21 protein-coding genes are annotated in these 24800 nt (G+C 66.8%); 10 read left to right on the top strand and 11 right to left on the bottom strand.

Annotated elements, in window-relative coordinates:
- From QN347_RS12815 to QN347_RS12800, 4 genes are all read left to right on the top strand, one after another.
- Complete coding sequence (locus QN347_RS12815) at positions 1 to 447, top strand: hypothetical protein (RefSeq protein WP_133189476.1); 447 nt, start codon at positions 1 to 3, stop codon at positions 445 to 447.
- Complete coding sequence (locus QN347_RS12810; protein WP_322162828.1) at positions 444 to 899, top strand: DUF2141 domain-containing protein; 456 nt, start codon at positions 444 to 446, stop codon at positions 897 to 899. The genes QN347_RS12815 and QN347_RS12810 overlap by 4 nt, the downstream gene beginning before the upstream one ends.
- A gap of 288 nt (positions 900 to 1187) precedes the next feature.
- Complete coding sequence (locus QN347_RS12805) at positions 1188 to 2135, top strand: efflux RND transporter periplasmic adaptor subunit (RefSeq protein WP_322162826.1); 948 nt, start codon at positions 1188 to 1190, stop codon at positions 2133 to 2135.
- Positions 2132 to 5194 carry an efflux RND transporter permease subunit gene (locus QN347_RS12800; RefSeq protein ID WP_322162824.1) on the top strand — a complete coding sequence of 1021 codons (3063 nt, stop codon included), beginning with the start codon at positions 2132 to 2134 and terminating at the stop codon, positions 5192 to 5194. Before QN347_RS12805 ends, QN347_RS12800 begins: the two co-directional genes overlap by 4 nt.
- On the opposite strand, the gene QN347_RS12795 is transcribed toward QN347_RS12800, so the two are convergent.
- The gene (locus QN347_RS12795; RefSeq protein WP_322162822.1) at positions 5121 to 5450 is read right to left on the bottom strand and encodes a hypothetical protein; all 330 of its coding nucleotides are present in this window, start codon (positions 5448 to 5450) and stop codon (positions 5121 to 5123) included. The two genes, QN347_RS12800 and QN347_RS12795, sit on opposite strands and share 74 nt — an antisense overlap.
- Positions 5451 to 5829: 379 nt before the next feature.
- Here QN347_RS12795 and QN347_RS12790 point away from each other — a divergent pair, with 379 nt between their 5' ends.
- From QN347_RS12790 to uxuA, 3 genes are read left to right on the top strand one after another with little or no spacing between them, the layout of a single operon-like run.
- Positions 5830 to 8523 carry a glycoside hydrolase family 2 TIM barrel-domain containing protein gene (locus tag QN347_RS12790; protein ID WP_322162821.1) on the top strand — a complete coding sequence of 898 codons (2694 nt, stop codon included), beginning with the start codon at positions 5830 to 5832 and terminating at the stop codon, positions 8521 to 8523.
- A gap of 31 nt (positions 8524 to 8554) precedes the next feature.
- A complete protein-coding gene (locus tag QN347_RS12785) occupies positions 8555 to 9844 on the top strand; it encodes an MFS transporter (RefSeq protein ID WP_322162819.1) in 1290 nt (429 codons plus the stop codon).
- Positions 9845 to 9853: 9 nt separating this feature from the next.
- Positions 9854 to 11014 (top strand): mannonate dehydratase, encoded by a 1161-nt coding sequence (uxuA, locus tag QN347_RS12780; RefSeq protein ID WP_322162817.1) that lies wholly within the window; start codon positions 9854 to 9856, stop codon positions 11012 to 11014.
- An 18-nt stretch (positions 11015 to 11032) separates the two neighbouring features.
- Here the strand turns inward: uxuA and rsgA are convergent, their stop codons facing one another.
- Positions 11033 to 12109, bottom strand: coding sequence for a ribosome small subunit-dependent GTPase A (gene rsgA, locus QN347_RS12775; protein ID WP_322162815.1), 1077 nt, complete (start codon positions 12107 to 12109; stop codon positions 11033 to 11035).
- Positions 12096 to 12239, bottom strand: coding sequence for a hypothetical protein (locus tag QN347_RS12770; protein WP_165954417.1), 144 nt, complete (start codon positions 12237 to 12239; stop codon positions 12096 to 12098). The genes rsgA and QN347_RS12770 overlap by 14 nt, the downstream gene beginning before the upstream one ends.
- Before the next feature lie 192 nt (positions 12240 to 12431).
- On the opposite strand from QN347_RS12770, the gene QN347_RS12765 reads away from it, so the two are divergent.
- Together QN347_RS12765 and QN347_RS12760 are read left to right on the top strand one after the other, a co-directional pair.
- A complete protein-coding gene (locus QN347_RS12765; protein WP_323494048.1) occupies positions 12432 to 14045 on the top strand; it encodes a M28 family peptidase in 1614 nt (537 codons plus the stop codon).
- A gap of 155 nt (positions 14046 to 14200) precedes the next feature.
- Positions 14201 to 14833 carry a peptidylprolyl isomerase gene (locus QN347_RS12760; RefSeq protein ID WP_416194492.1) on the top strand — a complete coding sequence of 211 codons (633 nt, stop codon included), beginning with the start codon at positions 14201 to 14203 and terminating at the stop codon, positions 14831 to 14833.
- Here QN347_RS12760 and QN347_RS12755 read toward each other — a convergent pair.
- Genes QN347_RS12755 through QN347_RS12745 form a run of 3 tightly spaced genes read right to left on the bottom strand, consistent with a single transcriptional unit; the run spans position 14772 to position 17823 of the window.
- Positions 14772 to 15710 (bottom strand): EAL domain-containing protein, encoded by a 939-nt coding sequence (locus tag QN347_RS12755; RefSeq protein WP_322162810.1) that lies wholly within the window; start codon positions 15708 to 15710, stop codon positions 14772 to 14774. The genes QN347_RS12760 and QN347_RS12755 overlap by 62 nt on opposite strands.
- On the bottom strand, positions 15707 to 16876 hold the full coding sequence (locus QN347_RS12750) for an AMP-binding protein (RefSeq protein WP_322162808.1): 1170 nt from the start codon (positions 16874 to 16876) through the stop codon (positions 15707 to 15709). The genes QN347_RS12755 and QN347_RS12750 overlap by 4 nt, the downstream gene beginning before the upstream one ends.
- Positions 16873 to 17823, bottom strand: a complete 951-nt coding sequence (locus QN347_RS12745; protein ID WP_323494047.1) for a sensor domain-containing diguanylate cyclase — start codon at positions 17821 to 17823, stop codon at positions 16873 to 16875. Before QN347_RS12745 ends, QN347_RS12750 begins: the two co-directional genes overlap by 4 nt.
- A gap of 93 nt (positions 17824 to 17916) precedes the next feature.
- Between QN347_RS12745 and QN347_RS12740 the strand changes: the two genes are divergently transcribed.
- Positions 17917 to 18174, top strand: coding sequence for a hypothetical protein (locus QN347_RS12740; RefSeq protein WP_322162805.1), 258 nt, complete (start codon positions 17917 to 17919; stop codon positions 18172 to 18174).
- Here the strand turns inward: QN347_RS12740 and QN347_RS12735 are convergent.
- The 5 genes from QN347_RS12735 to QN347_RS12715 form a co-directional block, all read right to left on the bottom strand.
- On the bottom strand, positions 18171 to 18485 hold the full coding sequence (locus QN347_RS12735; RefSeq protein WP_133189496.1) for a phosphonate transporter: 315 nt from the start codon (positions 18483 to 18485) through the stop codon (positions 18171 to 18173). The genes QN347_RS12740 and QN347_RS12735 overlap by 4 nt on opposite strands.
- Before the next feature lie 601 nt (positions 18486 to 19086).
- Entirely contained in the window at positions 19087 to 21348 is a 2262-nt protein-coding gene (locus QN347_RS12730) for a glycoside hydrolase family 3 C-terminal domain-containing protein (protein WP_322162803.1), read from the bottom strand.
- Between the two features lie 422 nt (positions 21349 to 21770).
- On the bottom strand, positions 21771 to 22649 hold the full coding sequence (locus tag QN347_RS12725; RefSeq protein ID WP_322162801.1) for a hypothetical protein: 879 nt from the start codon (positions 22647 to 22649) through the stop codon (positions 21771 to 21773).
- A 36-nt stretch (positions 22650 to 22685) separates the two neighbouring features.
- Positions 22686 to 22859, bottom strand: coding sequence for a CsbD family protein (locus QN347_RS12720; RefSeq protein ID WP_189675289.1), 174 nt, complete (start codon positions 22857 to 22859; stop codon positions 22686 to 22688).
- Complete coding sequence (locus QN347_RS12715) at positions 22856 to 24388, bottom strand: PAS domain S-box protein (protein WP_189675290.1); 1533 nt, start codon at positions 24386 to 24388, stop codon at positions 22856 to 22858. The genes QN347_RS12720 and QN347_RS12715 overlap by 4 nt, the downstream gene beginning before the upstream one ends.
- Between the last annotated feature and the right edge of the window lie 412 nt (positions 24389 to 24800).

The raw sequence follows: 24800 nt of genomic DNA, 5'->3' as shown, positions 1-24800 counted from the left end.
ATGCCATCGAACACTGACGGCGGACAGCGCCGCATCTCGCAATATTTCTTCTGCTTGGCAGCACTGTGCGGCCTGGGCGGGATGGGCGTCGGCGCGCTGATGGGTCTGAGGGATGACTATACCCTGATCGCCGCACACGCGCATCTCAACTTGCTCGGCTGGGTCACGCTCGCCTTGATGGGGGGCTATTACCGCCATTCGCCAGCCCGGCCGCGCTGGTCGTTCCTCAATCTCCTGATGTCGGGTTGCGGCGGGCTGGTGCTACCCCTCGCCCACGCTCTCCGCGCGCTGGGGTCGGACTTGGATTGGGTCTTCAAGCTGGGGGCGATTGCCGCGCTTGCCGGCATGGCCCTGTTTCTGGGTGCGGTGATCCTCGACACGCGCGGCAAGCCGGACTTGCTCCACCGGCAGCGCAACACTCGCCCTGAGACTAGGAAAGAGTCATGAAGATGAAAAACTTTGCTTTGCTCGCTGTCGCAGCCGCCACCGCAACCGCACCGTGTACAGGTGCAGCGCAAGAGCCCGCGCGTTCCAGCATCGTAGTGACGGTATCAAACCTGAAAACCGGAACCGGCCAGATGCACTGCACGCTGTTCCGCTCGGCCCAGGGCTTTCCCCGCCAGCCCGAACTGGCAGCCAAGCGGATCATCGGGACACTATCGGGCAGAACGGCAACCTGCGTCTTTCAAGGCGTCGAAACCGGCCCGGCCGCGATCACCGCCTTTCATGATGAAAACAGCAACCAGAAGCTCGATATGACGCTTGGCGTCCTGCCCAAGGAAGGGCTTGGCTGGAGCAACAATCCCAAAGTCTGGATGAAACCTCCCGACTTCGCGCAAGCGCGTTTCATGGTTGGCAATGACCCGACCTATATTCAAATTCGTCTCAATCAGAGATAGACTGATCGGATAAAACCGTCGTACCTTTGGCAAGATTTTCGGCACTTAGTGTCACTTAGTAAATATAGATCTAGTTTTTAGCATATTACTGATTCTGATCGATTATTTGTTTCTATCGCCTGCTTCCGGCAAAGGAGATGATTGATTTTTTGTCTGACGACGAACCGCGCGGGACTGCATCGGGCACCTGGGGCTTACACGCGAAGGTTGATCGGCCTTGTTCTGTGTGCCGTGGTGAGTGCGTGTGGGACTCGAGCCGTCGAAAACGATGTCCCGCAGGTCCCGCAGGTGCGGATTGCACAAATCGGTGGCACCGCGATTGCGCCGACCGTTGCCGGGGTCGGCACCGTGGCACTCCGCCGCGAGACCTCGCTCGGCTTTACCAGCGCGGGCCGGATCGCGCGGCTCGGCGTCAATGAAGGCGACACCGTTCGGCGCGGGCAGATCCTCGCCGCGCTCGATACCACGACGGTCGCCGCCGATCTGACGCGCGCGACCGCCGAGCGCGAGCGCGCGCGCGCGGAATATGCGCGGAGCGACGGATTGATGAAGCAAGGCTGGATCACGCGGCCACGCCTCGAAAGCGCGCGCGCAGCACTACTCGCGGCCGAGGCGCAAGTCCGTGCGGCGGGGTTCCAGCGCGCGAATGCGACGATCGCCGCGCCCGGCCCCGGCACCGTGCTCGCGCGGCTCGCCGAGCCGGGGCAAGTCGTTGCCGCGGGCACGCCAGTGCTCGTGATCGGCGAGGAAGCGAGCGGCTATGTGCTGCGTTTGCCGGTGTCGGACCGGGATGCCGCGCGTCTCACGCTCGGCGCGGCAGCGCAAACCACGCTTGCCGCGCTCGACGATGCTGTGATCGTCGGGCGCGTGATCGAGATTGCGGGGCGCGCCGATCGGGCGACCGGCACCTTCGCGGTCGAGATCGCGCTGCCCGACGACAAGCGCTTGCGGTCGGGCCAGATCGGCAATGCCAGGATCACCGCAAACGGCGTCGGTGCGACCACGCTCGCGGTGCCGCCGAGCGCGGTGTTCGGCCCGCGCGCGGGCGAGGCGCTGGTCTATGTCGTCGATCTCGCCACGTCGCGCGTGCATTTGCGCAAGATCCACATTGGCGAGGCGAATGACGCGGGCATTGGCGTGACCGGCGGCATCAAGCCCGGCGAATGGGTCGCGCTGTCGCGCGTCGACCGGCTGACCGACGGCATGAAGGTCGCGCCGCTCGGCCCCGCCCGATGAACCTGACCGCCTTTGCGGTGCGGCGCTGGCAGGTGACGTTGGTCGCCTTCGTGCTGCTCGCATTGCTGGGCGTATCGGCGTTCCTCGCAATACCGCGCTCGGTCGATCCGCATTTTCCGATCCCGACCGTGGTGGTGACGGTCATCCTCCCCGGGGCGGACGCCGCCGATATGGAGGAGACCATCGCCAAGCCGCTCGAGGACGTGCTGCAGGGCCTCGACAAGATCGACGAGATTCGCTCGACCAGCACTGATGGCACGGCGGTCATCTCGGTCAATTTCGAGCATGGCACCGACGCCGAACAATCGCTCGACCGCGTCGTGCGCGAAGTGCAATCGGTGCGCGACCGCTTGCCACAGGGGATCCAACGCATCGCCTTCCGCCGTCCGCGTACGACCGAGGCGGGGGTGTTGCAGCTCGCCTTGGTCAGCGACACCGCGAGCTGGCGCCGCATGGCGAAGTTCGCTGAGGACATGCGCGACCGGCTGAACGTCGTTCGCGGCGTGCGCTCGACCAGCATCGACGGCGCGGCCAGCCCCGAGGTGCGCGTCGCGATCGATGCGGGGCGGCTGGCCGAGGCCCGCATCCCTGCCTCCGCTGTTGCCACCGCGATCCAGCAGGGCGGGGTCGATTTGCCGGCCGGCACGCTGAACGCTGCAGGTCGGCGTTACAATCTCGATGCGGGCGGCGCCTACCGTGATGTCGAGGCGATCCGCGCGGTCCCGGTACGCGCGGGTGATGGTCGGCTGGTGCGCGTCGGCGACATCGCGACCGTCGATTGGAGCGAGGCCGAGCAGACGCATATCGCGCGCTTCAACGGACACCGCGCATTGTTCGTGACCGTGCGGCAGAAGGATGAGGCCGATGCGGGGACGTTGCGCAACGATCTCGTTGCGGCGATCGGGAGAGTCCGCACGCAATTGCCGCCCGATCTGAAGCTCAAGATCGGCTTCGACCAGAGCAACGACATCCAGCGCAAACTGGCACAACTCGCGCGCGATTTCGCGATCGCGCTGGCGCTGGTGCTGGTGACGATCCTGCCGCTCGGGTTCCGCCCGTCGCTGATCGTCGCGATCTCGATACCCTTGAGCCTGGCGATGGGCGTGCTGCTGCTTGCCCTGCTCGGCTATTCGCTCAACCAGATCAGCATTTCGGGCTTCATCATCTCGCTCGGACTGCTGGTCGACGATTCGATCGTGGTGACCGAGAATATCGAGCGCCATCTGCGCGACGGCGACACGCCAACCGATGCCGCGATCAACGGCACCAACGAGATCACGGCGGCAGTGATGGGCGCGACCGGCGTGCTGCTCTTCGCCTTCCTGCCCCTGACCTTCCTGCCCGAGGGGGCGGGCGATTTCGTGCGCGGATTGCCGATGGCGGTGCTCGTCACGGTGGCGAGTTCGCTGCTCGTGTCGCTGACGATCATACCATTCGTCGCGAGCAAGCTGCTGCGCCCGCACGCCGGCGCGGGCAACGCGCTCCTGCGCTGGATCATGGCGGGGATCCACCGCATTTACGCGCCGATCCTGCACCGCGCGCTCGATCGGCCGCGCACATGGTTCTGGGCGGCGATGGCAGTGTGTGTCGGTGCGTTCGCGCTCGTCCCGGTGCTAGGCTTCAGCCTGTTTCCCGCCGCCGAGACGCCGTATTTCATCGTTCGCGTCGAAACGCCCGAGGGCAGCACGATCACCGCGACCGACCGCGCCGTGGCGCAGGTCGCGGCGATCCTCCGACGCGAGCGTGTGGTGGCCAACGTCATGGAAAATGCCGGGCGCGGCAATCCGCAAATCTTCTACAACATCTTCCCGCGCGAGGAGCGTGCGCGCTACGGCGATATCTTCGTGACGATGCAGGATTGGGACGTGCGTGAAAGCCCCAAGCTGTTGAAGCGTCTGCGCACCACACTCGCCGCCTATCCCGATGCGCGCGTGACCTTGGTCAATTTCGAAAATGGCCCGCCGGTCGAAGCCCCCGTCGCGGTGCGGATCAGCGGACCCGATCTCGCCGTGTTGAAAACGCTGTCAGACCGGGTCGGTGCGGCGCTGACACAAATTCGGGGCTTGCGGGATATCGACAATCCCTTTGCGTTCGACCGGGTCGACATGGATCTCGGGCTCGATGCCGCGAAGGCCAGTCTGCTCGGCGTTGCGCCGGGAGAAGCGCGGCGTGCGGTTCGGCTCGCGATCAGCGGCGAGCAAGCGAGCCGGTTGCGCGACAATGAAGGCGATACCTGGCCCGTCACCGTACGGCTCCCGATGGCGACGAACCAGCCGGTCTCGGCGCTTTCGAGCATCTATGTGCCGACACTCGCCGGCGGCAGCATCCCCTTGCTCGAGATCGCATCCCCCAAGCTGAAGAGCGTACCGCCGCTGATCACGCGCTACAAATTGCAGCGCACCGTCACGATCACCGCATACAATCAGCCGGGCGTGTTGACCTCGAACCTCAATACCGCGGTGACGCAACGGCTGGCAAAGATCGACCTGCCAGCCGGCTACAGCTTCGGCATCGGTGGCGAGGCGGAGGCGGCGCGGCGCAATTTCTCCGGGCTTGGGCCGATCATCCTGCTCGCGACCTTCGGGATTTTCGGCGTGCTGGTGCTCGAATTCGGGCGTTTCCGCGAGACGATGGTGGTGGCGGGGGTCATTCCGCTCGGCACCGTCGGCGGGCTGGTGGCGATGCTGTTGACGGGCAATTCGCTGTCGTTCCTCGCGATCATCGGCTTCGTCGCGTTGATCGGGATCGAGATCAAGAATTCGATCCTGCTGGTCGATTTCACCACGCAACTGCGCGCACGCGGGATGCCGCTCCGCGAAGCGATCGAGAAGGCGGGCGAGATCCGCTTCCTCCCGGTGCTGCTGACCTCCGTCACCGCCATCGGCGGCTTGCTTCCGTTGGCGCTCGGGGGATCGTCGCTGTATTCACCGCTGGCGTGGGTGATCATCGGCGGGCTGATCAGCTCGACCTTCCTCAGCCGGATCGTCACGCCGGTGATGTACCTGCTCGCCATTCGAGGCGAAGAAGCCAAACGCTTAGCAGCAGCGCCAATCCCATAGGGAGCTGCGACATCCTGGTGCAAAAGGCGACGGCACGCATCAGATCGCAATCATCCACGGCGTCGTCGATGCCGATGTCGAGCGAAGTGTTGGTCGGTACAGCGCCGGTAGGGGCGGTCAGGCTCTGCGCGAGGCGTGTGAGGTCGGTCACGGTGGCGACGTTGCGGTTGATCAGCGTGCCGTCCGGGATCGCGGTGACGGCGACCGGCACGATGTCGGTCAGAGTGCCTTTGGCGACGGGCGCTGTCGTCGCCACTTGGGGAGCGACCGCGCTGTCGCGAGTGGGGCACGGGCGCCGTTGCCGCGCGGCTCGCTGGCGCCGAAACGGAGTGGCGAGTGCCACTGCCGCTACGCCACCGAGCCAAACGATACCGTTGCGCATAAATCCTCACCCTCAAAAGACACCGCATAGCCGCAGTCTGGTCTAGCCACTTAGCTACACCTGACGGTTAGTTAAAACGTGATGTGGTTAGATCACCGTCAGGTTCTGCCACAAATTACCCGGATTATCCTCATTTTGCGGCCTTCCGCGCATTTCCTTTTCGGCGAGGTAGAAAGTTGCGACTGGCACAGCACACCATCTGGTAAGACCGCATCGGCAATGATATCGATGGTCGGATAGGAGAGCGAAAACCATGAACGACCGTCTTATGCGCGGGATCGCCGCCGCAACGCTTGTCTCTGCGACCGCACTGATGATGGCGTCCGCCCCGGCCATCGCGGCGGAAGCGGCAGCGAGCGATGCCCGGGTTGCCAGCACGCTGGCGACCGGCTGGCGGTTCCACCAGGGCGATGCGCCCGAGGCGGTGACCACCCCCGGGTTCGACGATGCTGACTGGCAGTCGGTCGCAGTGCCGCACACGTGGAATCGCGTCGGCTTCTATCGCCCCGATCCGCAAAGCCACATCAACCGCGCCGATACGATCAACAAGACACAGGGGCTCGGCTGGTATCGCCAGCGCTTCGCCGTGCCCGCGGCAATGCGCGGCAAGCGCATCTGGCTCGAATTCGACGCCGCCAGCCGTACCGCGAGCGTATGGCTCAACGGCACCAAACTCGGCGACCATGCCGGCGGCTTCTCGCGCTTCCGGCTCGACGCCACCGACGCGCTGCGCGCCTCGGGCGACAACGTGCTCGTGGTGCGGACCGACAATAGCGCGCCCGGCGGCAAGGACGCGACGACCGCCGACATCCTGCCGCTGACCGGCGACTTCTTCGTCCATGGTGGCCTTTATCGCCCGGTGCGGCTGATTGCGGTCGATCCGATCCATATCGACTTGGCCGATTTCGGCGGCTCGGGCGTGTCCGCGGCCACCACCGCCGCCACGGCGGCCACCGCGCAGGTCGATGTGCGGACGCGCATCGCCAATGCGAGCCGCCGTTCGGGCGCGGTCCGCATCACCGCCAGTCTGATCGACACGAACGGCCGCGTGGCGGCGTCGCTGCAGACGGCGCAAACGCTCGCCGCGGCGGCGACGCAGGAAGCGGCACTGAAGCTCACGGTCGCCAATCCGCATCTGTGGCATGGCGTCGAGGATCCCTATCTCTACACGCTCGCCGTCGATGTGACGGACGCGCGCGGCCGTCTGCTCGATCGCGTGCGCCAGCCGTTCGGGATCCGCACGATCCGGATCGACCCCGAGGCGGGGCTGTTCCTCAACGGCAAGCACGTCCAGCTTCGCGGCGTCGGCTATCACCAGGATCACGAGGGCAAAGGCTGGGCAATCGACGCCGCCGACGTCGCCGCCGACGTGGCGATCCTGCGCGAGATGGGGGTCAACGCGATCCGCCTGACGCATTACCAGCATGGCCAGACGATCCACGACCTCGCCGATCGCTACGGCCTGCTGTTGTGGGACGAGATTCCGCTGGTGTCCGCCTGGACTCGGCGCGGCGAGCTCGAGCCGCGCGCCGCGCTGGTCGACAATGCGCAGCAGCAGATGCGCGAGTTGATCCGCCAGAACGGCAACCATCCCTCGGTGGTCACCTGGGGCATCGCCAATGAAGTCGATTTCGGCAATTCCTTCCCGGCCTTCCTGACCGGCTTCCCCGACGGCAAGACGCCCGATCCGATGCCGTTGCTCAAGACGCTGCAGGATCTCACGCATCGCGAAGATCCGAGCCGCCCCACCGCGCTCGCCACGTGCTGTGAGGGGCGGCTGTTCGATCAGGGGGTCGCGATCCCGACCACCGCCACCGCCGCCGATCTCGGCGGCGCCAATCGCTATTTCGGCTGGTATTTCGGCGTGCCCGGCGATCTCGGTCCGCATCTCGACATGCTCCACGCCAAGCGGCCGCAGCAGCCGCTGTCGGTCACCGAATATGGCGCAGGTGGCGCGACCAGCATCCACAGCGACAATGTCCTGGGCGGCCCGATCGATTCACGCGGCGTCACGCAGCCCGAGGAATATGAGAGCTATGTTCACGAGGAGGCATGGCGTGCACTCAAGGCGCGTCCGTATCTGTGGGGCACCTTCCTGTGGAACGCGTTCGACTTCGCGACGACGATCCGTGCCGAGGGCGACGCGCAGGACATCAACACCAAGGGGCTCGTCACCTATGATCGCGCGATCCGCAAGGACGCCTATTATTTCTACAAGGCGAATTGGAGCGCGACGCCGACGGTCCACATCACCGGCCGACGCTATGCCGATCGCGCCTATCGGGTGACCGACGTGCGCGTCTACAGCAATGCCGCGACGACCGATCTGTTGCTCAACGGGCGCTCGCTCGGGCAACGCAGCGATTGCCCCGACCGGATCTGCGTGTGGCAAAACGTCGCGCTCACGGCCGGCAACAACGCGCTCGTCGCACGGGGCGGCACCGTAGAGGATAGCCTCACCTGGACGCTGTCGCCCGACGCCGCCGCCAACGTGCGGATCGACGCCGGCGCGATCGTCGCGGCGAAGGCGTCGCAACGCTTCGGATCGGATGCCTTCTTCACTGGCGGCAAGGCCGGCACGCTGACCAAGCCGGCCGATTACGGCAAGCCCGCCGTCGCAGCGGTGATCGCCGGAGCGCAGGACGCAGCCGTCGCTGCGACCTATCGCGAGGGCCGCTTCAGCTATGCCGTCCCGCTCGCCGACGGGCAGTACCGCGTCGCGCTGACCTTCGTCGAACCGTCGCTGGCACCCGGAGCCCGCGTGTTCGACGTCACCGCCAACGGGCGCACGATCGTCCAGGGGCTCGACATCGCGCGCAGCGCCGGTGGATCGGCCAAGGCGCTGACCCGCACCGCGACCGTCACCGTTCGCGGCGGCAAGCTCGACCTGGCGTTCGTGCCGCGCACGGGCGACGCGATCGTCTCGGCAATCGAGATCCTGCGATGATCGCGTCGACCCACCAGCGGAGGATTGCGGCATGGCATTGAGGATCGCCGGTCGCGGTTGGCGCGACGTACCGCTCCGCTGGAAGCTGATCGGGCTCGTCACGCTGGGGACGATCCTCAACTATCTTGCGCGCTCGACCCTGTCGGTCGCGGCACCGCGTCTGAAGACCGAATTCGGCATGACGACCGAGGATTACAGCTGGGTCGTGCTCGCCTTCCAGGCGAGCTACACGATCATGCAGACGGTCGCGGGCGGCGTGCTCGATGCGCTCGGCACGCGGCTCGGCTTCTTCCTCTTCGCGCTCGGCTGGGCGCTCGCCAACATGGCGCACGCGCTGGCGACCGGCTGGCCGAGCCTCGCCGTGTTCCGCGCGCTGCTCGGCGCGAGCGAGGCGGCGGCCATTCCGGCGGGCGCCAAGACCGTGTCGGAATGGTTCCCCCCGCGCGAGCGCCCGCTTGCGACCAGCGTGTTCCAGATGGGCACCAGCGTCGGCAACATGATCGCACCGCCGCTGGTCGCCTTCTGCATCCTCGCCTGGAACTGGCAGGCCGCCTTCATCGTCACCGGTGGGCTCAGCCTGATATGGGCGTTGCTATGGTATTGGAGCTATCGCAGCCCGGCCGACCATCCGCGCCTGAGCCCGGCCGAACGCGCGGCGATCACCGCGGCGCGCGACGAGGATGTCAGCGCCAAGCCCGCGACGCGCAAGGACCTGCTGCGAAGCCGCGCCTTCTGGGGCATCGCCGTGCCGCGCTTTCTCGCGGAACCGGCGTGGCAGACCTTCAACTTCTTCATCCCGCTCTATCTCGTGTCGGTATGGCACCTCGATCTCAAGAGCATCGCACTGTGGGCGTGGATGCCCTTCCTCGCCGCCGACTTCGGCAGCCTTGCCGCGGGCGTGCTGCCGACCTGGTTGATGAAGCGCGGCGTGCCGCTGGTCGCGTCGCGCAAGGTGACGATGACGGTCGGCGCGCTGTGCATGATCGGGCCGGCGTGCATCGGCCTTGCGGGATCTCCCGGCGTCGCGATCATCCTGTTCTGCGTCGGTGGCTTTGCGCATCAAATGCTGAGCGGCGCGCTGATCACGCTATGCGCCGATATGTTCGACAGCCGGACGGTCGGCACCGCGAGCGGAATGGCCGGTACCTCCGCGTGGATCGGCGGCATGCTGTTCACGCTGCTCATCGGGCAAAGCGCGGACGCATTCGGCTATGACCCGCTCTTTGCCGCCTTGGCGGCGCTCGATCTTCTCGCAGCCGCAGTGCTGTGGAGCCTGTTGCGCGCCAAGCCGCGCGCACCCGTTGAAATGCAGAAAGGCTAATTCGTGTTAATGACACAGACGATGCGCTGGTTCGGTCCGAACGATCCGGTGCAGTTGCGCGCCATTCGGCAAGCGGGCGCGACCGAAGTGGTGACCGCGCTCCACGAAGTGCCGAACGGCGCGGTGTGGGAGCGCGACGCGATCGCCGCGCGCAAGGCAATGGTGCGCGCGGCCGGGCTCGACTGGCGCGTGGTCGAGAGCTTGCCGGTCGACGAGGGGATTAAGACGCGCTCATCCGAGTGGGACCGCCTGATCGCGCAATATTGTCAGAGCCTGACCAACCTCGCGGCCTGCGGCATCGATGTCGTGACCTATAATTTCATGCCGCTGCTCGATTGGACGCGCACCGACCTCGGCTGGGAATTGCCCGACGGCGCGCGCGCGCTGCGTTTCGAGCTGGTCGCGCTCGCCGCCTACGATCTGTTCATCCTGCAGCGGCCGCGGGCGGCCGAGAGCTACGACGCGGCGACCTGCGCTGCGGCCGAGCAGCGCTATGCGACGATGGACGAGGCCGCGCGCCGCGAGCTCGAACGGACGATCATTGCCGGGCTGCCGGGCAGCGAGGAAGGCTTCACCTCGCCTGCGTTCCTGCGCGCGATCGAGACCTATGCCGAGATCGACGCCGCCACGCTGCGCGAGCACCATGTCGCGTTTCTGGCGGCGGTGTGTCCGACCGCGAATGCGCTGGGCATCCGCTTGGTCGTCCATCCCGATGACCCGCCCTTCCCGATCTTCGGCCTGCCGCGCGTCGTCAGCACCGAAGCCGACCTCGCCAACCTCTTCGCGCGCGTACCGAACCGGTCTAACGGGCTGTGCCTATGCACGGGGTCGCTCGGGGTTCGCGCCGACAACGATCTACCCGGAATGGTCGATCGGCTCGGCGATCGCATCGGTTTTCTGCATCTCCGCTCGGTCCAGCGCGAGCCCGACGGCGCGTTCCACGAGGCCGAGCATCTCGGCGGCGACGCCGCGATGGCAGCGATCGTCGCGGCAGTGCATCGCTTGTCGGTGCGCGAACACCGCAGCATCCCGATGCGGCCAGACCACGGGCATCAGATGCTCGATGATCTCGCGCGGATCACCAACCCGGGCTACTCGTTGCTCGGCCGCATGCGGGGCCTTGCCGAATTGCGCGGGCTCGAACGGGGTCTCGCCTACGCGGCGGGGTAGCAGGCATGCCCGAAAGCGTCATCGCCTGTTTGCAGCGTTTCCAGGTCGGGAGCGGCGCGCGGCCGCGGCACCGCTGTTTGCCGCATCCTCGTGCGCGAGCTTGCGCCACCGGGCAACGCGGGCGGGATCGAGCTCTCCCGCCGCCATCGCGGCGTTGATAGCGCATCCGGGCTCCGCGATATGCGTGCAGTTCGAGAACCGGCATTCGAGCGCCACGTTCGTGACATCGTCAAAGACCTCGGTCACTCCAGTGCTCACTTCGGACATCTGGAGCTCGCGCATGCCGGGCGTGTCCACCAGCCAGCCACCTTCGTTCGCGCCATTGGCGAGGCGATACATCTCGCGGACCGTCGTCGTGTGGCGGCCCTTGCCGTCGTCCTCACGGACCGCCTGGGTTGCGATGCTGCTCGATCCCGTCAACGTCTTTACGAGCGTGGACTTGCCGACACCCGATGATCCCACCAGCGCGACGGTCTGTCCGACGCCGCAATAGTCTGCCAGGCGAGCGACGCTCGCCGGATCTCGCCCGTCGACGAGTTCCACCTGCAATCCCGACTGGAGCGCACGCGCTGCAGCGACCAGCAGCTCAGGCGCAGGCGATAGATCGGCCTTCGTCAGGACCACGACGGGACGAACACCCACCTCGCGCGCGAGCACCAGATAGCGTTCCAACCGCGCGATGTTGAAGTCCTGCTTGCACGCCGTGACGATGAAAAGCGTGTCGACATTCGCGGCGATGAGCTGCACCCGGCGCTCATCCCCGGGGGCAGGCCGCTTGAACAGGCTCGTCCGCGCCAAGATGCGCGCGATGGTTCGGCTGTTCCGGTCGACCAGCAGCCAGTCGCCCACGGTCGGCCTGTCCTCCGCGCCCCCTGCCACGGGCAGACTGGAGGGGATCGAATCTTCGAGCCCCTCACCCGCAACGCTCACCCTTCCGCGGTGAACCGAAATCACCCGGGCAGGCTGAAAGCTGCGGCTCTCCTCGAGAGAGACCTGCTCGCTGAAGAACGCTTTCCAGCCGAGCTGCGCGAGACCGAGGTCCGACGTTTTCACCGCAGCTTCAGCCGTCCTGAGGACGTCCTCATTCATCCGCATCCGGCGTTGCCTGATCGACGGCCCGCTTGTCCGCCTTGGCTTGCGCTTTCTTCGCCGTCTCGGCCGCTTTGGTCTTTTCCCGCTCGCGGCGTTCGAAGTCGTAATTTGTCTTGCGTGGTATGTCGGTCACTCCGAAGCTCGATCGTCCGGCGTGAGCACAGCACTCGCCCCGGGACTCTTGCCTTCCGGCTACACTGATCCGGCGGTCGCGACTAGGGTCAGGACGGGCTGCCGACACAGCGCAGGATGCCGGGGACGCCCCGTAGGTCGACCGGGGTTCCCTCGGGGTGGCACGCCGCGCTCCGACGTCGCGATCACGCGCGTGGCGCACGAAGACCTCGGTTCGGGCGTCGGCAGAGACGACGTGGATGTCGAGCACCGGTACACCTTGCCGCGGCGCCGCGTTTTGGGCAGCTTCGCCGCTATGCTCAAGCCCTTCCGCGCGGTGATCCCGCTTTGCCTGCTCCTGACCGGGGCGTCCCGACCTCTGCCGGTCGATCCCGACACGCGCGCCTGGTGGGCGACGACCGCGGCGCTTTCGGGCGATGCGATGGCGGGGCGCGACACTGGCTCGGCCGCTTACGAGCGCGCCGCGACGATGGTGGCGGCGCGGTTCGCGGCCGCCGGGCTCGTACCCGCCGGCGAGAATGGCAGCTATTTCCAGCGCGTGCCGATGCGGGCGTTGTCGATCGAACAGGCGACGGTGCGCATTGATTCCCGGCCGCTGCGGTTCCTGCACGACATCATGACGAACCCTTATCCTAGCATGCCGACGCGGTTCGACGCTGCGATCGCGTATCGCGGCTATTGCGCGGCGGGTACGCTCGGCGATGTGCGCGGCAAGGTGGTGATCTGTCACGGGACCCACCGGACCGGCCTGCCTACGGATGCCGATCGCGCCGCCGCGGTGAAGACGGCGGGTGCCGTCGCGCTCGTCACCATCGCCGATCCCGGCTTCGCGGTGGAGCCGCCGCGCTGGCCGTTCGCCTATGCGCGCACAGTGTGGATCCGCGGCAGCGCGCCCGAGGCGCCGGGGATCGCCCGTTTCATCCTCAATGCCGATGCGCTCGGTCGAATGATCGCAGGGGCCGGCCACGATGCCGCGCAGCTGATCGCGGCGGGGAGCGCGGGCGCCCCCCTGCCCGCCTTCGACACGCCCGGCCGCTTCCGGGCCGATTTCCGACTGGCGGAGCGTGCGATCAGCGCGCCCAACGTGCTTGCACGCTTGCCCGGCACCGCTGCCGCGCTCACCGCGCAGACGATCGTTCTGTCGGCGCATCTCGACGGCTACGGCCCCGGCGAACCCGTTGCCGGCGACCGCATCTACAACGGCACGCTCGACGATGCCGCCTATGTCGCGTTGCTGATCCGCTTGGCCGAGCGGCGGCACCAGTCCGGGTTCCGGCGGCCAGTGCTGTTCGCCGCTTTCACCGGCGAGGAAAAGGGCCTGCTCGGCGCGCGCTGGTTCGTCGCGCATCCGACGGTACCGATCGCGCACATCGCCGCCGATATCAACCTCGACCAGTTGCGCCCGATCTTCCCGCTTCGGCTGCTGACGGTACATGCGCTCACGGACACCACGCTCGGCGACGATGCGCGCGCGGTCGCCGCCGGCATGCAGATCGCCGTCCAGCCCGATCCGGAGCCCGAGCGCAATCTGCTGCGCCGCGCCGACCAATGGCCTTTCCTCCAGGCCGGGATTCCGGCGACCGCGTTCGTCTTCGGCTACCGCCCGGGCACCGAGAGCGAGCGCATCTACCGCCGCTGGTACAAGACCGGCTATCACAAGCCGCAGGACGATCTCGACCAGCCGATCGACTGGCAAGCGGCCACGGACTTCAACCGGTTCTTCTACACGCTCGCGGCTCGCGTCGCGGATCAGCCGACCGCGCCGGCGTGGAAGTCCGGAAGCCCGCTTCGCGCCGCGCCGCGTTGAGCCGATCCATCGCATCGCCAGTTGGACGCACTTTGCCCCACAAAGCGAGAGGCGTGCCGCTGTTACATTTGCCGCCACCGGGATTCGTCATCGGAAGTGGCCGGGACGACGGACGGAAGCTATTCGACACGCCTTATGAGATAGGAGGAAATGCGATGAAGGTCTGTCTCGCCGCACTGCTGGTCGCTGTTGGCACCCCGACTTTGGCGCAGGGGCCGGCGGCCGCACCGGTGCCGGTTGCCGCGCCATCCCCGATGCTGCCGCGCGTCGCGCTGGAGACCAGTGCGGGACGGATCGTGATCGAACTCGAGAGCGTGAAAGCGCCGATCACCGCCGGCAATTTCCTCAAATACGTCGAACAGAAGAAGCTCGACGGCACCGAATTCTACCGCGCGGTGAGGGCCGCCGATCATTTTGGTTTCGTGCAATTCGGGGCGAACAGTGACCCCAAGCGCTTGCTCCCGCCAATTGCCCACGAACCGACGACACAGACCGGCCTTCACCACACCGACGGCGAAATCTCGCTCGCCCGCCGCGCGCCGGGCACCGGCGGCGGCGAATTCACGATCAGCGTCGGCGATCAGACGCATTCGCTCGACGCCGGGCGGGGGCAGCCCGCGGACAATCTTGGCTACGCGGCGTTCGGCCACGTCGTGGAGGGCATGGATGTGATCGTCGGCATCATGGACGCGCCCGTCTCGCCAACCGCCACGCAGCGTGGCGCATTCAAGGGCGAAGTGCCGATAGCACCGGTAAAGGTTCTGACGGCGCGGCGGGCAAAACCCTAGCCGCGCTCGCTTCGGGCACCGGTGCAGACCAAGGCCATGCTCGGTTGAGGGTACTCCTCACATCCTCCAACGCGAGCACCCCACGCGGCGGCACCAGGTAGCTGGGCGGAAGCGCTTCGATTGCAGGCCGGCCGAGCAGATAGCCCTGGGCAAGGCGGATCCCGATCGTCTTCAGCGTCTGCAATTCCGCAGCCGTCTCGATCCCCTCGGCGATGCAACCGATACCGAGCGCTTCGGCCATGCGAGCGACGCCCGCGACGATCGTCTGCCGCGCCATCGAGGAATCGATCCCGCGGATGAGCCTCATGTCGTGCTTCAGCATGTCCGGGCGAAGATCGGCGAGCAAGCCGAGGCCAGCATAACCGGCACCGAAATCATCGATCGCGGTGGTGAAGCCGCGCGCGCGATAGGCCTCGATGATCCTACGGACGTGGGTGACATCGCGCATCCGCTCGTCTTCGGTGAATTCGAACATCAACCGCGCCGGATCGAACCCGACACGCCGCGCCGCAGCGAGCGACGCCCGGATACAGGCGTTCGGCTCGTACACGGCATTGGGCATGAAGTTGATCGAGAGCTTCGTTGCGCTGTCGGGCGCGAACAGACCCCCGGCGAGCTCGATTGCCTTGACGCGGCAGGTCTGGTCGAACTTGTAGATCACGTCCGGCTCGACACTCGCGATCACCTCGGCCGCGGATTGGCCGGCGATGCCCCGTACCAGCGCCTCATAGGCGAAGACCGATCCGCTCGCGATGTCGACGATCGGCTGGAAGGCCATGGTGATTTGCGTCTTCAACGGCTTGCTCGTCTTGCAACCCGCGCAAGCCGCCTTGGCGGGATACGCAGCAGCGCCGATGCCGACTTCACCGTCGTTCATGCCCAATCTTCCAATTTACCCATCGCGTTGCGGGGCAGCGCCGCCCCGAAACGGAAGCTCTTGGGCCGTTCGTGAACCGTCAGTTGCTCCGCCGCGACCTGCTCAAGGAGGACGCCGAGGGTGACAGGATCTTGCCGATCGCGCGGCACGATGAAGGCCTTGAGTCGCCCGGCTGCGTTAAGCCGGACGGCCGCCTCCGCCACTCCATCGACCGATCTCAACGCTTCGATGACGCGGGCCGGCCAGACATTATGTCCTGCGACTTGCACGGCGCCATCCCGCCGACCGAGCAGCCGAAAGGCGCGATCGCCCGTTCGCTCGACGTGATCGGGCAAGTCCGTGATCACACCAGCGCGGTCGCTGAGCTGCCAGTCGTCCGCGCCGTGCGGAACGAGGCGCCACCGCGGCAACAAGTCATAACGCGCCGCCGGCACTTCGCGGATCGCGATGGCGCTGGTCTCCGATGCGCCATAGACGTCCACCAGGCGCGCCAGCCCCGCCGCCCGGAGCGCATCGGCAACCGATCCGTCGAGCACGCCTGCCGAACTGACGCCGACCACGTCTTCGGGGAAACGGCGGATCAGGCGCAGCGCCGCCTGCCACTGTTCGGGGACCGCGACGACGAGATCGCCGGCGACGAGGCCGAGCGGCGCGCCGAGCGTACGCACGACGATCGGAACGCCCAGCACGCTTGGCACCAATGCGGTCCAGACGATGCCGTACAGATGGTTTGCGGGAACCAGCGCGACGATGCGCCGCCGATCGGCAAACCGCGCCGCAAGCCACGCCGCCTCGTCGAGTAGATCGGACGTCGCATGGACGCACGGCCGCTGCTCGCCGGTAGAACCCGACGTCCTCACCGTCATGTTGCTGTCCGCCGGGGCCTGCCCGGCCATGATCCAGTCGATCCACGCGCCGACGGTGCTCGGTGAAGCCTCATCGAGCAGGCTATCGTCGAGATCGAACATCTCCGCCAACGCGCCGAGCGCGCCGAGCTGCTCGAGCGAATCGAGCCCAAGCCCCGCCTCGTCGATCGCCATCGCCTCGGGCCAGATCCCCTCGACAAGCGGTGGCAAAACCGTTTCCCGGATCCGCCGCACTTCGGCGGCCACAGCGGCACACGCGATGCGATGCACGGCGGAGCGCCGCAGTTCGACGCTGCTCACGCTGCAGCGGCTTGTGGTTGGAACACCTGATTGCGTCCGCCGCGTTTGGCCGCATACAGCCGCTTGTCCGCCAGCGCGATCAGCGCGTCGATCGAACCGTCCGCTTCATCCAGCGTCGCGCAGCCGAAGCTGGCTGTCAGCGTCAATATCGTGCCCGCCGTCTCGACCTCGATTGCGGCGATGGCCGCGCGCAGGTCCTCGGCGAGCCCGATTGCCTGTTGCCCATCGTACCGTGGCAGCAGCGCAGCGAATTCCTCACCCCCAAGCCGCGCGAATACGCCACGCGGCGGGAGCAACGGCGCGCACGCCTCCGCGACGCGGCGCAACATGATGTCACCGACGGGATGCCCGTAAGTGTCGTTGATCGCCTTGAAATGATCGAGATCGAGCATGATCAGCGACAGCGAATGCCGCAGGTCGCGCCACCGCGTCTGCTCGCGTTCCATTGCGTGGCTGAAATGCCGCCGGTTGGCGGCGCCGGTGAGATGGTCGCGGGTCAGCACGCGTCGCAGATCCTCTGCCGCCGCTTCTCGCCGCGGCACGTCGCGCAGGATCACGGAGAAGCCGATCGGGCCCGTTTCGTCATCACGCGAGCGCGCGACCACCAGACGCTGGCACCAATAGCGCTCGCCGTTGGCACGCTGCTGCCAGCCTTCCTGCAGGTGCCAGCCATCCCGCTCGGCGACCACCAGTTGCTCGTCCAGACGCAAGTCCCCGCCGGTCGTATCGGTCTTCAGCACGTCGCCGAGTTTTTGACCGATCACCGCGGAAAGATCGTATCCCGTCTGGCGCGTGAAGCCGGGATCGCCAGTGATGACCTCACCGTCCGGCCGGACGGTCAGCGCCGCATAATCGTTGATTCCATTCAGCAGCGTTGCGAACCACGTGTCCGCCTGGCGAAGCCGTTGTTCCTGCACGACTTGCTGGCTGATATCGGTCAGCGTCACCATCAGCCGATCGGGCGCAAGTTTTACCATCGTGCACGCCAGCACCTTGCGCGGGGTAGTACGCCGCGCACATCCGAGCTCGACGAAGATGCGATGGCCGTCGCAGACGCGTCCAGTCGCGGGGGCGAACGCGGCAGCGATGCTGCGCAGCTCGGGCGCATGCTGTTCCAACGCCGAAAACAGATTGCCGGCATCGCGCGGGCCCGCCAACGGCAGCAGATGCTGCATAGCGTGCGGATTCATCATCCCGATCTCGCCCGCCATGTCGCATTCGAGCAGGCCGACCGGGCATGCGTAAAGGAACTCGAGCAGCTGCTCTTCACTCGACCGCTCGGTCATGGCGGCTCCTAGCGTTCGATGAGAACGTAGCGGCGCGCCGTTTCGGGCGAGGCCAGCAGGCGCAGCCGCACCTTGGTCGGCCGCATGCGCAGCGTCAGGACATAGGGCACGATGTCGTCGATTTCAGGCTCTTCCTCGAACCGCTGCGCAACCATGAAGTTGTTCATGCACTGCGCGACCGCCTCGAAGAACGGGACGCCCATGACGCTGGCACGGTCGAGCCCCGAAAGGCGTGCCTCGGTGGCGTTATAGACCTGTACCGTCGTATCCGCAGGGAACCCGACGATCCCGAACGGCAAGGCATCGCGTTCGACGTCGCTCATTCCGTCTAGGGTCGTGAGGGAAAGGGATTCGAACGCAATTTCCTGAGGCACAAACAAAGCTCCTGTGATCCATTTCCCTGCACCGCCAGACCTAAAGATTACCTTAAAAGGCTGATTCGGTTACATTCCCGCAACGACACCGGCACGCCAGCGTATCTGTCAGTCGGGGTGGCAGGCTCTCGCGCATCGCACCCAGGGTTGGAGCCCGCTTGCCCGTGCGACTCGTGCTCAGGCAGGTTGCTCGCCGCCTGCCAAAGGTTCGTCGCTGTGGCCGCAGCGGCCGACACTGCGACAGCGCCCGCCGGGGAAATATGTCGAGCGATGGGATTTCATTGGTATCCACAGGCTCAAGCCGCGCTCCGCCGCAATGCGATCGAACCGGGGACGGTCGCTTCCCGCTCGCTCCGGCAACGGCTGCGCGACACCCGCGATGACGACCGCGCGCGCCGAGATCGCCGCGCTGGCGCTCGGTCTGGCGCGCTTCGAGTCGGCCTTCCCGACAGGCCAAGCCCACGTCATCGACGGCGGGTGAGGAACAGCTGTCGCGCGGGCGGCATTCGTCGAGCCCCGGTGGGGGCCGAGAGAAAACAGGGGACGCCGCTTACCGCGCGCGCCATGTCGCCGGCATGGTCCGCGCTGGCAGGCTCACCGTCACGGTCTGGCGAATGTCGGTCGCCGAGTCGGCGAGCATCACCTTGTAGCGACCACCCGCGATCCGCCACTGATGCCCGGCTTCGTCCCACGTCGCGAGCAAGCGTGGATCGACCGTCACCGCCACCGTCTGGCGCGCGCCGGGCGCGAGCGCGACCTTGGTGAAGCCACCGAGCCGCTTGGGCGCTTCCCATCCACCCGCGACCGGCGCGACATAGATTTGCGGCACCGTCGCGCCAGCACGCGCACCGGTGTTGCGCACCGTTAAGCTGGCGGTCAGCGCGCCGTTGGCGGCGGTCGCAGTCAGCCCGTCGGTGGCGAAGCGCGTATAGGACAGGCCGTGGCCGAAGGCGAAGAGCGGCGTGATCGCCTTCGCGTCGAACCATTTGTAACCGACCGTCGCGCCCTCTTTGTAGACGACGTCGCCGGCGTGCGGCTTGGCCGGATCGGGCAACTGATCGACACTGCTCGCAAAGGTCATCGGCAAGCGCCCCGACGGATTGGTCGTGCCGAACAGCAGATTGGCGATCGCCGCACCGCCGGCAGTGCCGGGATACCACGCCTCGAGCACCGCTCCGACCTTGCCGAGCCACGGCATCGCGACCTGGCTGCCGGTTTCGAGCACGACGACCGTCTTGGAATTGGCCGCGCCGACCGCGTCGATCAGCGCATCCTGCGCGCCGTCCAGCGCCATCGGCACGTCGAACGATTCCCCCTGCCACTGCGTTGCAAAGACGATCACGACATCGGCGCCGCGCGCCAGAGCCGCTGCCGCCGCGGGATCGCTGCCATCGGCAAAGGCGACCTCCGCGCCCGGCGCGCGGCGCTTGATCTCGTCGAGCGGCGACGAGGGATAATACATGATCGGGCCGGGCCAGGTCTTTGGCAGCAGCCCCGGCACGGCATTGCCGCCGACCGGATAGACGAGCGAGGATCCCCCGCCTGCGAGCACCCCCTTGTCGGCATGGCCGCCGATCACGACGATCCGCTTTGCGGTCGCGGCGAGCGGGAGCACGTCACCGTCATTCTTGAGCAACACCGCGCCCGCCTCCGCTGCTGCGCGCGTGACGGCGGCGTGCGCGGGAAGATCGATCGGCTGTTCGCTGACCGGACGCTCGAACAACCCTTGCGCGAACATCGCGCGCAGGATCCGGTGCGTCATCACGTCGAGCCGCGCGGGCGTCACCGCTCCGCTATCGAGCGCCTGGCGCAGCGGCGCGCCGAAGAAGGGCTGGGTGTCGAAGGGAAAGCCCGAATCCTGGTCGAGCCCGGCATTTGCGGCGGGCGCGGTGCTGTGAGTCGCCCCCCAATCGCTCATCACATAGCCCTTGAAGCCCCAGTCGGTGCGCAGGACATCGGTCAGCAGCCAGCTATTCTCGCAGGCATAGGCGCCGTCGACGCGGTTGTACGAACACATGATCGACCCCGGATCGGCGCGCTCGATCGCCAGCTGGAAGGCGAGCAGGTCGGACACGCGGGCGGCGCTGTGCGCGATGATCGAATTGCCGGCGTTGCGATCGGTTTCCTGATCGTTGAACGCATAATGCTTGATCGTCGAGACGACGTGGTTCGACTGGATACCGCGCACTTGCTCGGCAACGATCGTCCCGGCGAGCAGCGGATCCTCGCCGCCATATTCGAAATTGCGGCCGTTGCGCGGCTCGCGCAGCAGATCGACGCCGCCCGCCAGCATGACATTGAAGCCCGAACGGCGCGCTTCGTCGCCGATCATCGCGCCGCCGGCATGCGCGATCGCAACGTCCCAGCTCGCGGCGATCGCAAGGTTCGACGGCAGAGCGGTCCGCTCGCGCTTGACCGCGGCACCCCCCTGCGTCGCGACTCCGACCCCGGCGTCGGTTTGATGCTGCGCCGGAATGCCGAGCCGCGCGATCGCGGGGACATAGCCGGCCGAGCCGGCATGCGCCTCGACCGGAGCCTTGTAGAGGAAGATCGGAAAATCCGTCCCGAAATAGCCGAACACCAAGGTGAGCTTCTCGTCGCGTGTCATTGCCGAAACCAGCGCCTTCGCACGCGCATCGGGAGCGCGCTTCGCATCGTTCCACGCGCCGCGGATCGCGGGCTTGGTCCACGCGGGCAGCACCGGCGTCCCGGCGACCGGTGCGACCTTCGCGGGCGGCGGTGGTGCGGCGACTTGGGCGGACGCGGTGGCGGCGACGAGCAGCAAGGGCATGGCGGCGACACGAAGCGTCATCAAAAAATCCTTTCTCGGTAGGTGTCGCGCCGTGACTCCGGACCGAACGCCGACGCTGGCGTCGTATATGCGGGCGTCTTTGACAGGTAAACAGCTGGCGGAGCTGCGTTTCGCGCCCGGCATTCGGCCAGGGCCGCATCGCGCTTTCGCGGCGCCGATCCCGGTCATGCTGTATCGCTGCCTTGCGCAGCGATCGGTGCGGCCATGCGGCGGCGCGAGCAAGCGCGCGATGCTGCCGCAATCGATTGCCAGACAGGTCGGATCGATGCCGACGGCTTGCGGCGGGGGTAGGCGCTGGCCGATCGACCTGCGCGCGTGTGGCCGTCTGGTCGGTGTCCTGCGGCAGCCGGTTGAAGACCGCGCCGCAGGACACGTCGCGTTACGACAATGCCGCCCGGGATCCGGGCGGCACTGCACGCGTGTTAGAAGCGGCGGCGCGTGGCCGTGGTCGCCCCGAAGCCGGCGGCACCGGCGCCGATCAGCAGCGCGATCACCAGCATGAACGACGTCCCCGCTGCCACACCGGCGGCGGTGTCGGTCGCCGACTTGGCGGTACTGATCGCGTCGTTCTTGGTCTTGACGAACTGCGCCTTGGCTTGCGTCACCTGGGCCTGTGCCTCGGGACGGCTGATCTTGCGCTGGGCGGCGACGATGTCGACGATCCGGCTTTCGGCCTGCGCGCCGTCGGTGCCACCGCGGGCGAGCGCGGGGAGCTGCTTGGCGATTTCCTTCTGCGCCTGCTCGGGCGTCATCTGCGCCGGGTCGGACGGTGCGGTCGACAGATAGGCAGCGGCTTCGTTGCGGACGTCGGACGTATCGACGCCAGCCACGTCGGCAACCTTGGGAGCCGCCGCACCGATCCCGCTACCGGCTGCGCCTGCAACCGCGCCGACGGTGCGGAACGCGCCGCCGATGATCCCGCCGACCGCCGACGTGAGCAGATACAGCGTCAGGATCAGCGTGACGCCCCAGACGACCAGGCCGTGGACCAGACCATCAAAGCGATCGTGCACGCCAGCGACGCGTGCCGCCGCATAGCCGCCGGCACCCAGCGCGATCACGGTCGTAACGATCCAGTACAACCCGGCGCCGATGCCGAAGCCGGTCGCCCCTGGTGTCGTGCCCTCGACTGGATTGACGAGGCTGAGCCCGATCCCGGTGCCAAGAATGCCGAGCACGAGCTGGATCGCGATCGCCAGCACGACGCCGGCGAAGATTGCACCCCACGAAATGCGCGTCGGCGTCTTCACCAGACGCGCGTCATCAACCGGCACGAAGCCGGGTGTCAGATTGGTAGCCATAGTCACTCCTGTTGGTAGAAAATTGCCGGACCGGCGTCAGTCGTCGCCGTCCTTAATCATGGGGCTTTCGCCCCGGGCCTGATCGGCTCCGGCTTCGCTTTCGCGCCGCCCCTGCCGTTCGACATCGGCGTCGCCGATGATCTTGCCGATCGCTTCCTGGACTGAGCCCTTCGCTTGGCGGGCGCGGCCCTTGTCGCGGCGCTGCGTCATGCTGCCACCTCCCGTTCGGACGGTTCGTTCGTCGACGATGTCGACATCGAGTCGCCATCGAAGCCGCGCGCGCGTGCCCATGCCGCAGCGGCGTTGCGGCGATTGACGCCGATCTTGGCATAAATCCGCGCGACATGGTTGCGCACGGTATTGCCCGACAGATCGAGCGTCCGCGCGATCGACTTGTCGTCGAGCCCGCGACAGATCAATGCCAGCACTTCGCGCTCGCGCTGCGTCAGCTCATCGAGCCCGACTCCGCTCGGCTCGGCCTGCGGCGCGCGGATCCGCGCCAGCTTCTCCATGATCGAGCGGCTCAGCCAGCTGGTATCCTTCATCACCGCCTCGATCGCGCCGACCAGTTCGCGTTCGGACGCCTTGCGCGTGCTGATGTCGCGCATCGCCCACAGCACGCATGCTTCGTCACGCAGCAGGATCGGTTCGGTCGAAACGATACCGTCGATGACCGCGCCGTCCTTCAAACGGATCCGGACTTCGCGATCGCGCAGCGCATGCCCCGCATCGATCTCGCCCTCGAGCGCGTGTTGCAGCGCCGGGGTCTCCCACAAGCCGACTTCGCCGAGCGGACGCCCGATGATTTCGTCGGCGGCATAGCCCGTCAGTGCGGTGAAGGCCGCGTTGACGTCGCACAGCCGATGCCCGTCAAGCGCACCGATCGCGAGCGCCACCGGCGCGAGTGAGAAGGTCCGCGTGAAGCGCTCCTCGCTCTGCCGCAGCGCGTTTTCGGCTTTCCGACGCGGTTCGAGATCGGCGAAGGTGAACAGCATGCACGGTTGATCGCCCATGTCGATCGGCTGCCCGGCGACGATGACGAGTTTCGTCTCGCCAGTGGGCAAGTCGAGTTCGGCCTCCATCTGCGGGATGGTCCGCCCCTCGGCGAGCCGCTCCTTGCCGAGATCGCGCTTCTCGGCGCGCGCCAGAACGTCGATGTCGTAGACCGTCTTTGCGAGCACGGTGTCGCGGTCGTGCCCGGTCATGTCGAGAAAGCCCTGATTGACCTTCACGAAGCGCAGGTCGTTCAGCCGACAGATGACCGCCGGTGCCGGATTGGCGTTGAACGACTGTTCGAACCGATCCTCCGCCTCGAAGCGTGCCGAGACGTCCTGGATCACCAGGACGAGACATTCGGGCTCGTCCTCGGCGTTGGTCAGCACCAGGCTGCGCACTTGGTGGACCCAGCGTGGCTCGGCCTCGCCTGCGACCGCGACTTCGACAACGACCTCGGAAAACGCCTCGCCCGCAACCACGCGCTCGATCGGATAATCGGCGCCGCGCAAGCGGTGGTTGTTGCGATAGCGCAGCTGGAAGCGCTGGCGATAATCGTCGACCGTGGCCCCGAGCGCCTCGACCGAGTCGACCCCGTGCATCCCGAGCGCCGCTTCGTTGGCCCACAGGATCGATTGGTCGGGGTCGACCAGGATGACGCCTTCGTCGAGCCCCGCGATGATCTGGCGCAAATGGCGCAGATCGGCGGAGTCCCGCAGCGACTTAAGGGCCGGGGCCACGGTCACGCGATCAGTCGCGCTGGCCGTGCACGAGCCACGCCAGGCCGTAGCCGAGCGCTGCCGCGCCAAGCGCCCAGAGCACGGGTGCCTGCTTGACTGAGTCCTGCGCCGTCCGCGCACCGCGCTTGGCGGCGTCCAGCGCACGATCACCGGCGACCCGCGCCTCGCTGCCGATCTTGTCGGCAAGCTCAGGGGCGCCGTCGACGACGTCGCCGATCGCCGACTTTGCACGACCGTAGAGGTTCTGCGCGCCACCAGCGACCTGATCGACAACGCCATCGACTTGCCAGTCGCGGCTGTTGACGGTGTCGCCAACGGCCTTTTCGATCTTGCCGCCGATATATACTCCGTCTGCTTGACGACCCGCGAAATCGTCGCTCGCTCAAGCCATGATTCTGAAATCTGCAGGATCGATGAC

Source organism: Sphingomonas sp. 10B4 (genome assembly GCF_035019905.1).
In the GTDB taxonomy this organism is placed as follows: domain Bacteria; phylum Pseudomonadota; class Alphaproteobacteria; order Sphingomonadales; family Sphingomonadaceae; genus Sphingomonas; species Sphingomonas glacialis.
Note: the sequence above shows the minus strand (reverse complement) of the source record. Positions and strands in the feature narration are given on the sequence as shown.

What these genes read in the sequence shown, in the direction of transcription:
- QN347_RS12815 (WP_133189476.1), top strand. Translation starts at nt 1, where the DNA reads ATGCCATCGAACACTGACGGCGGACAGCGCCGCATCTCGCAATATTTC.
- QN347_RS12810 (WP_322162828.1), top strand. Translation starts at nt 444, where the DNA reads ATGAAGATGAAAAACTTTGCTTTGCTCGCTGTCGCAGCCGCCACCGCA.
- QN347_RS12800 (WP_322162824.1), top strand. Translation starts at nt 2,132, where the DNA reads ATGAACCTGACCGCCTTTGCGGTGCGGCGCTGGCAGGTGACGTTGGTC.
- QN347_RS12790 (WP_322162821.1), top strand. Translation starts at nt 5,830, where the DNA reads ATGAACGACCGTCTTATGCGCGGGATCGCCGCCGCAACGCTTGTCTCT.
- QN347_RS12785 (WP_322162819.1), top strand. Translation starts at nt 8,555, where the DNA reads ATGGCATTGAGGATCGCCGGTCGCGGTTGGCGCGACGTACCGCTCCGC.
- uxuA (WP_322162817.1), top strand. Translation starts at nt 9,854, where the DNA reads ATGACACAGACGATGCGCTGGTTCGGTCCGAACGATCCGGTGCAGTTG.
- rsgA (WP_322162815.1), bottom strand. Translation starts at nt 12,109, where the DNA reads ATGCGGATGAATGAGGACGTCCTCAGGACGGCTGAAGCTGCGGTGAAA.
- QN347_RS12760 (WP_416194492.1), top strand. Translation starts at nt 14,201, where the DNA reads ATGAAGGTCTGTCTCGCCGCACTGCTGGTCGCTGTTGGCACCCCGACT.
- QN347_RS12755 (WP_322162810.1), bottom strand. Translation starts at nt 15,710, where the DNA reads ATGAACGACGGTGAAGTCGGCATCGGCGCTGCTGCGTATCCCGCCAAG.
- QN347_RS12740 (WP_322162805.1), top strand. Translation starts at nt 17,917, where the DNA reads ATGGCCGTCGCAGACGCGTCCAGTCGCGGGGGCGAACGCGGCAGCGAT.
- QN347_RS12735 (WP_133189496.1), bottom strand. Translation starts at nt 18,485, where the DNA reads ATGAGCGACGTCGAACGCGATGCCTTGCCGTTCGGGATCGTCGGGTTC.
- QN347_RS12730 (WP_322162803.1), bottom strand. Translation starts at nt 21,348, where the DNA reads ATGACGCTTCGTGTCGCCGCCATGCCCTTGCTGCTCGTCGCCGCCACC.
- QN347_RS12725 (WP_322162801.1), bottom strand. Translation starts at nt 22,649, where the DNA reads ATGGCTACCAATCTGACACCCGGCTTCGTGCCGGTTGATGACGCGCGT.
- QN347_RS12720 (WP_189675289.1), bottom strand. Translation starts at nt 22,859, where the DNA reads ATGACGCAGCGCCGCGACAAGGGCCGCGCCCGCCAAGCGAAGGGCTCA.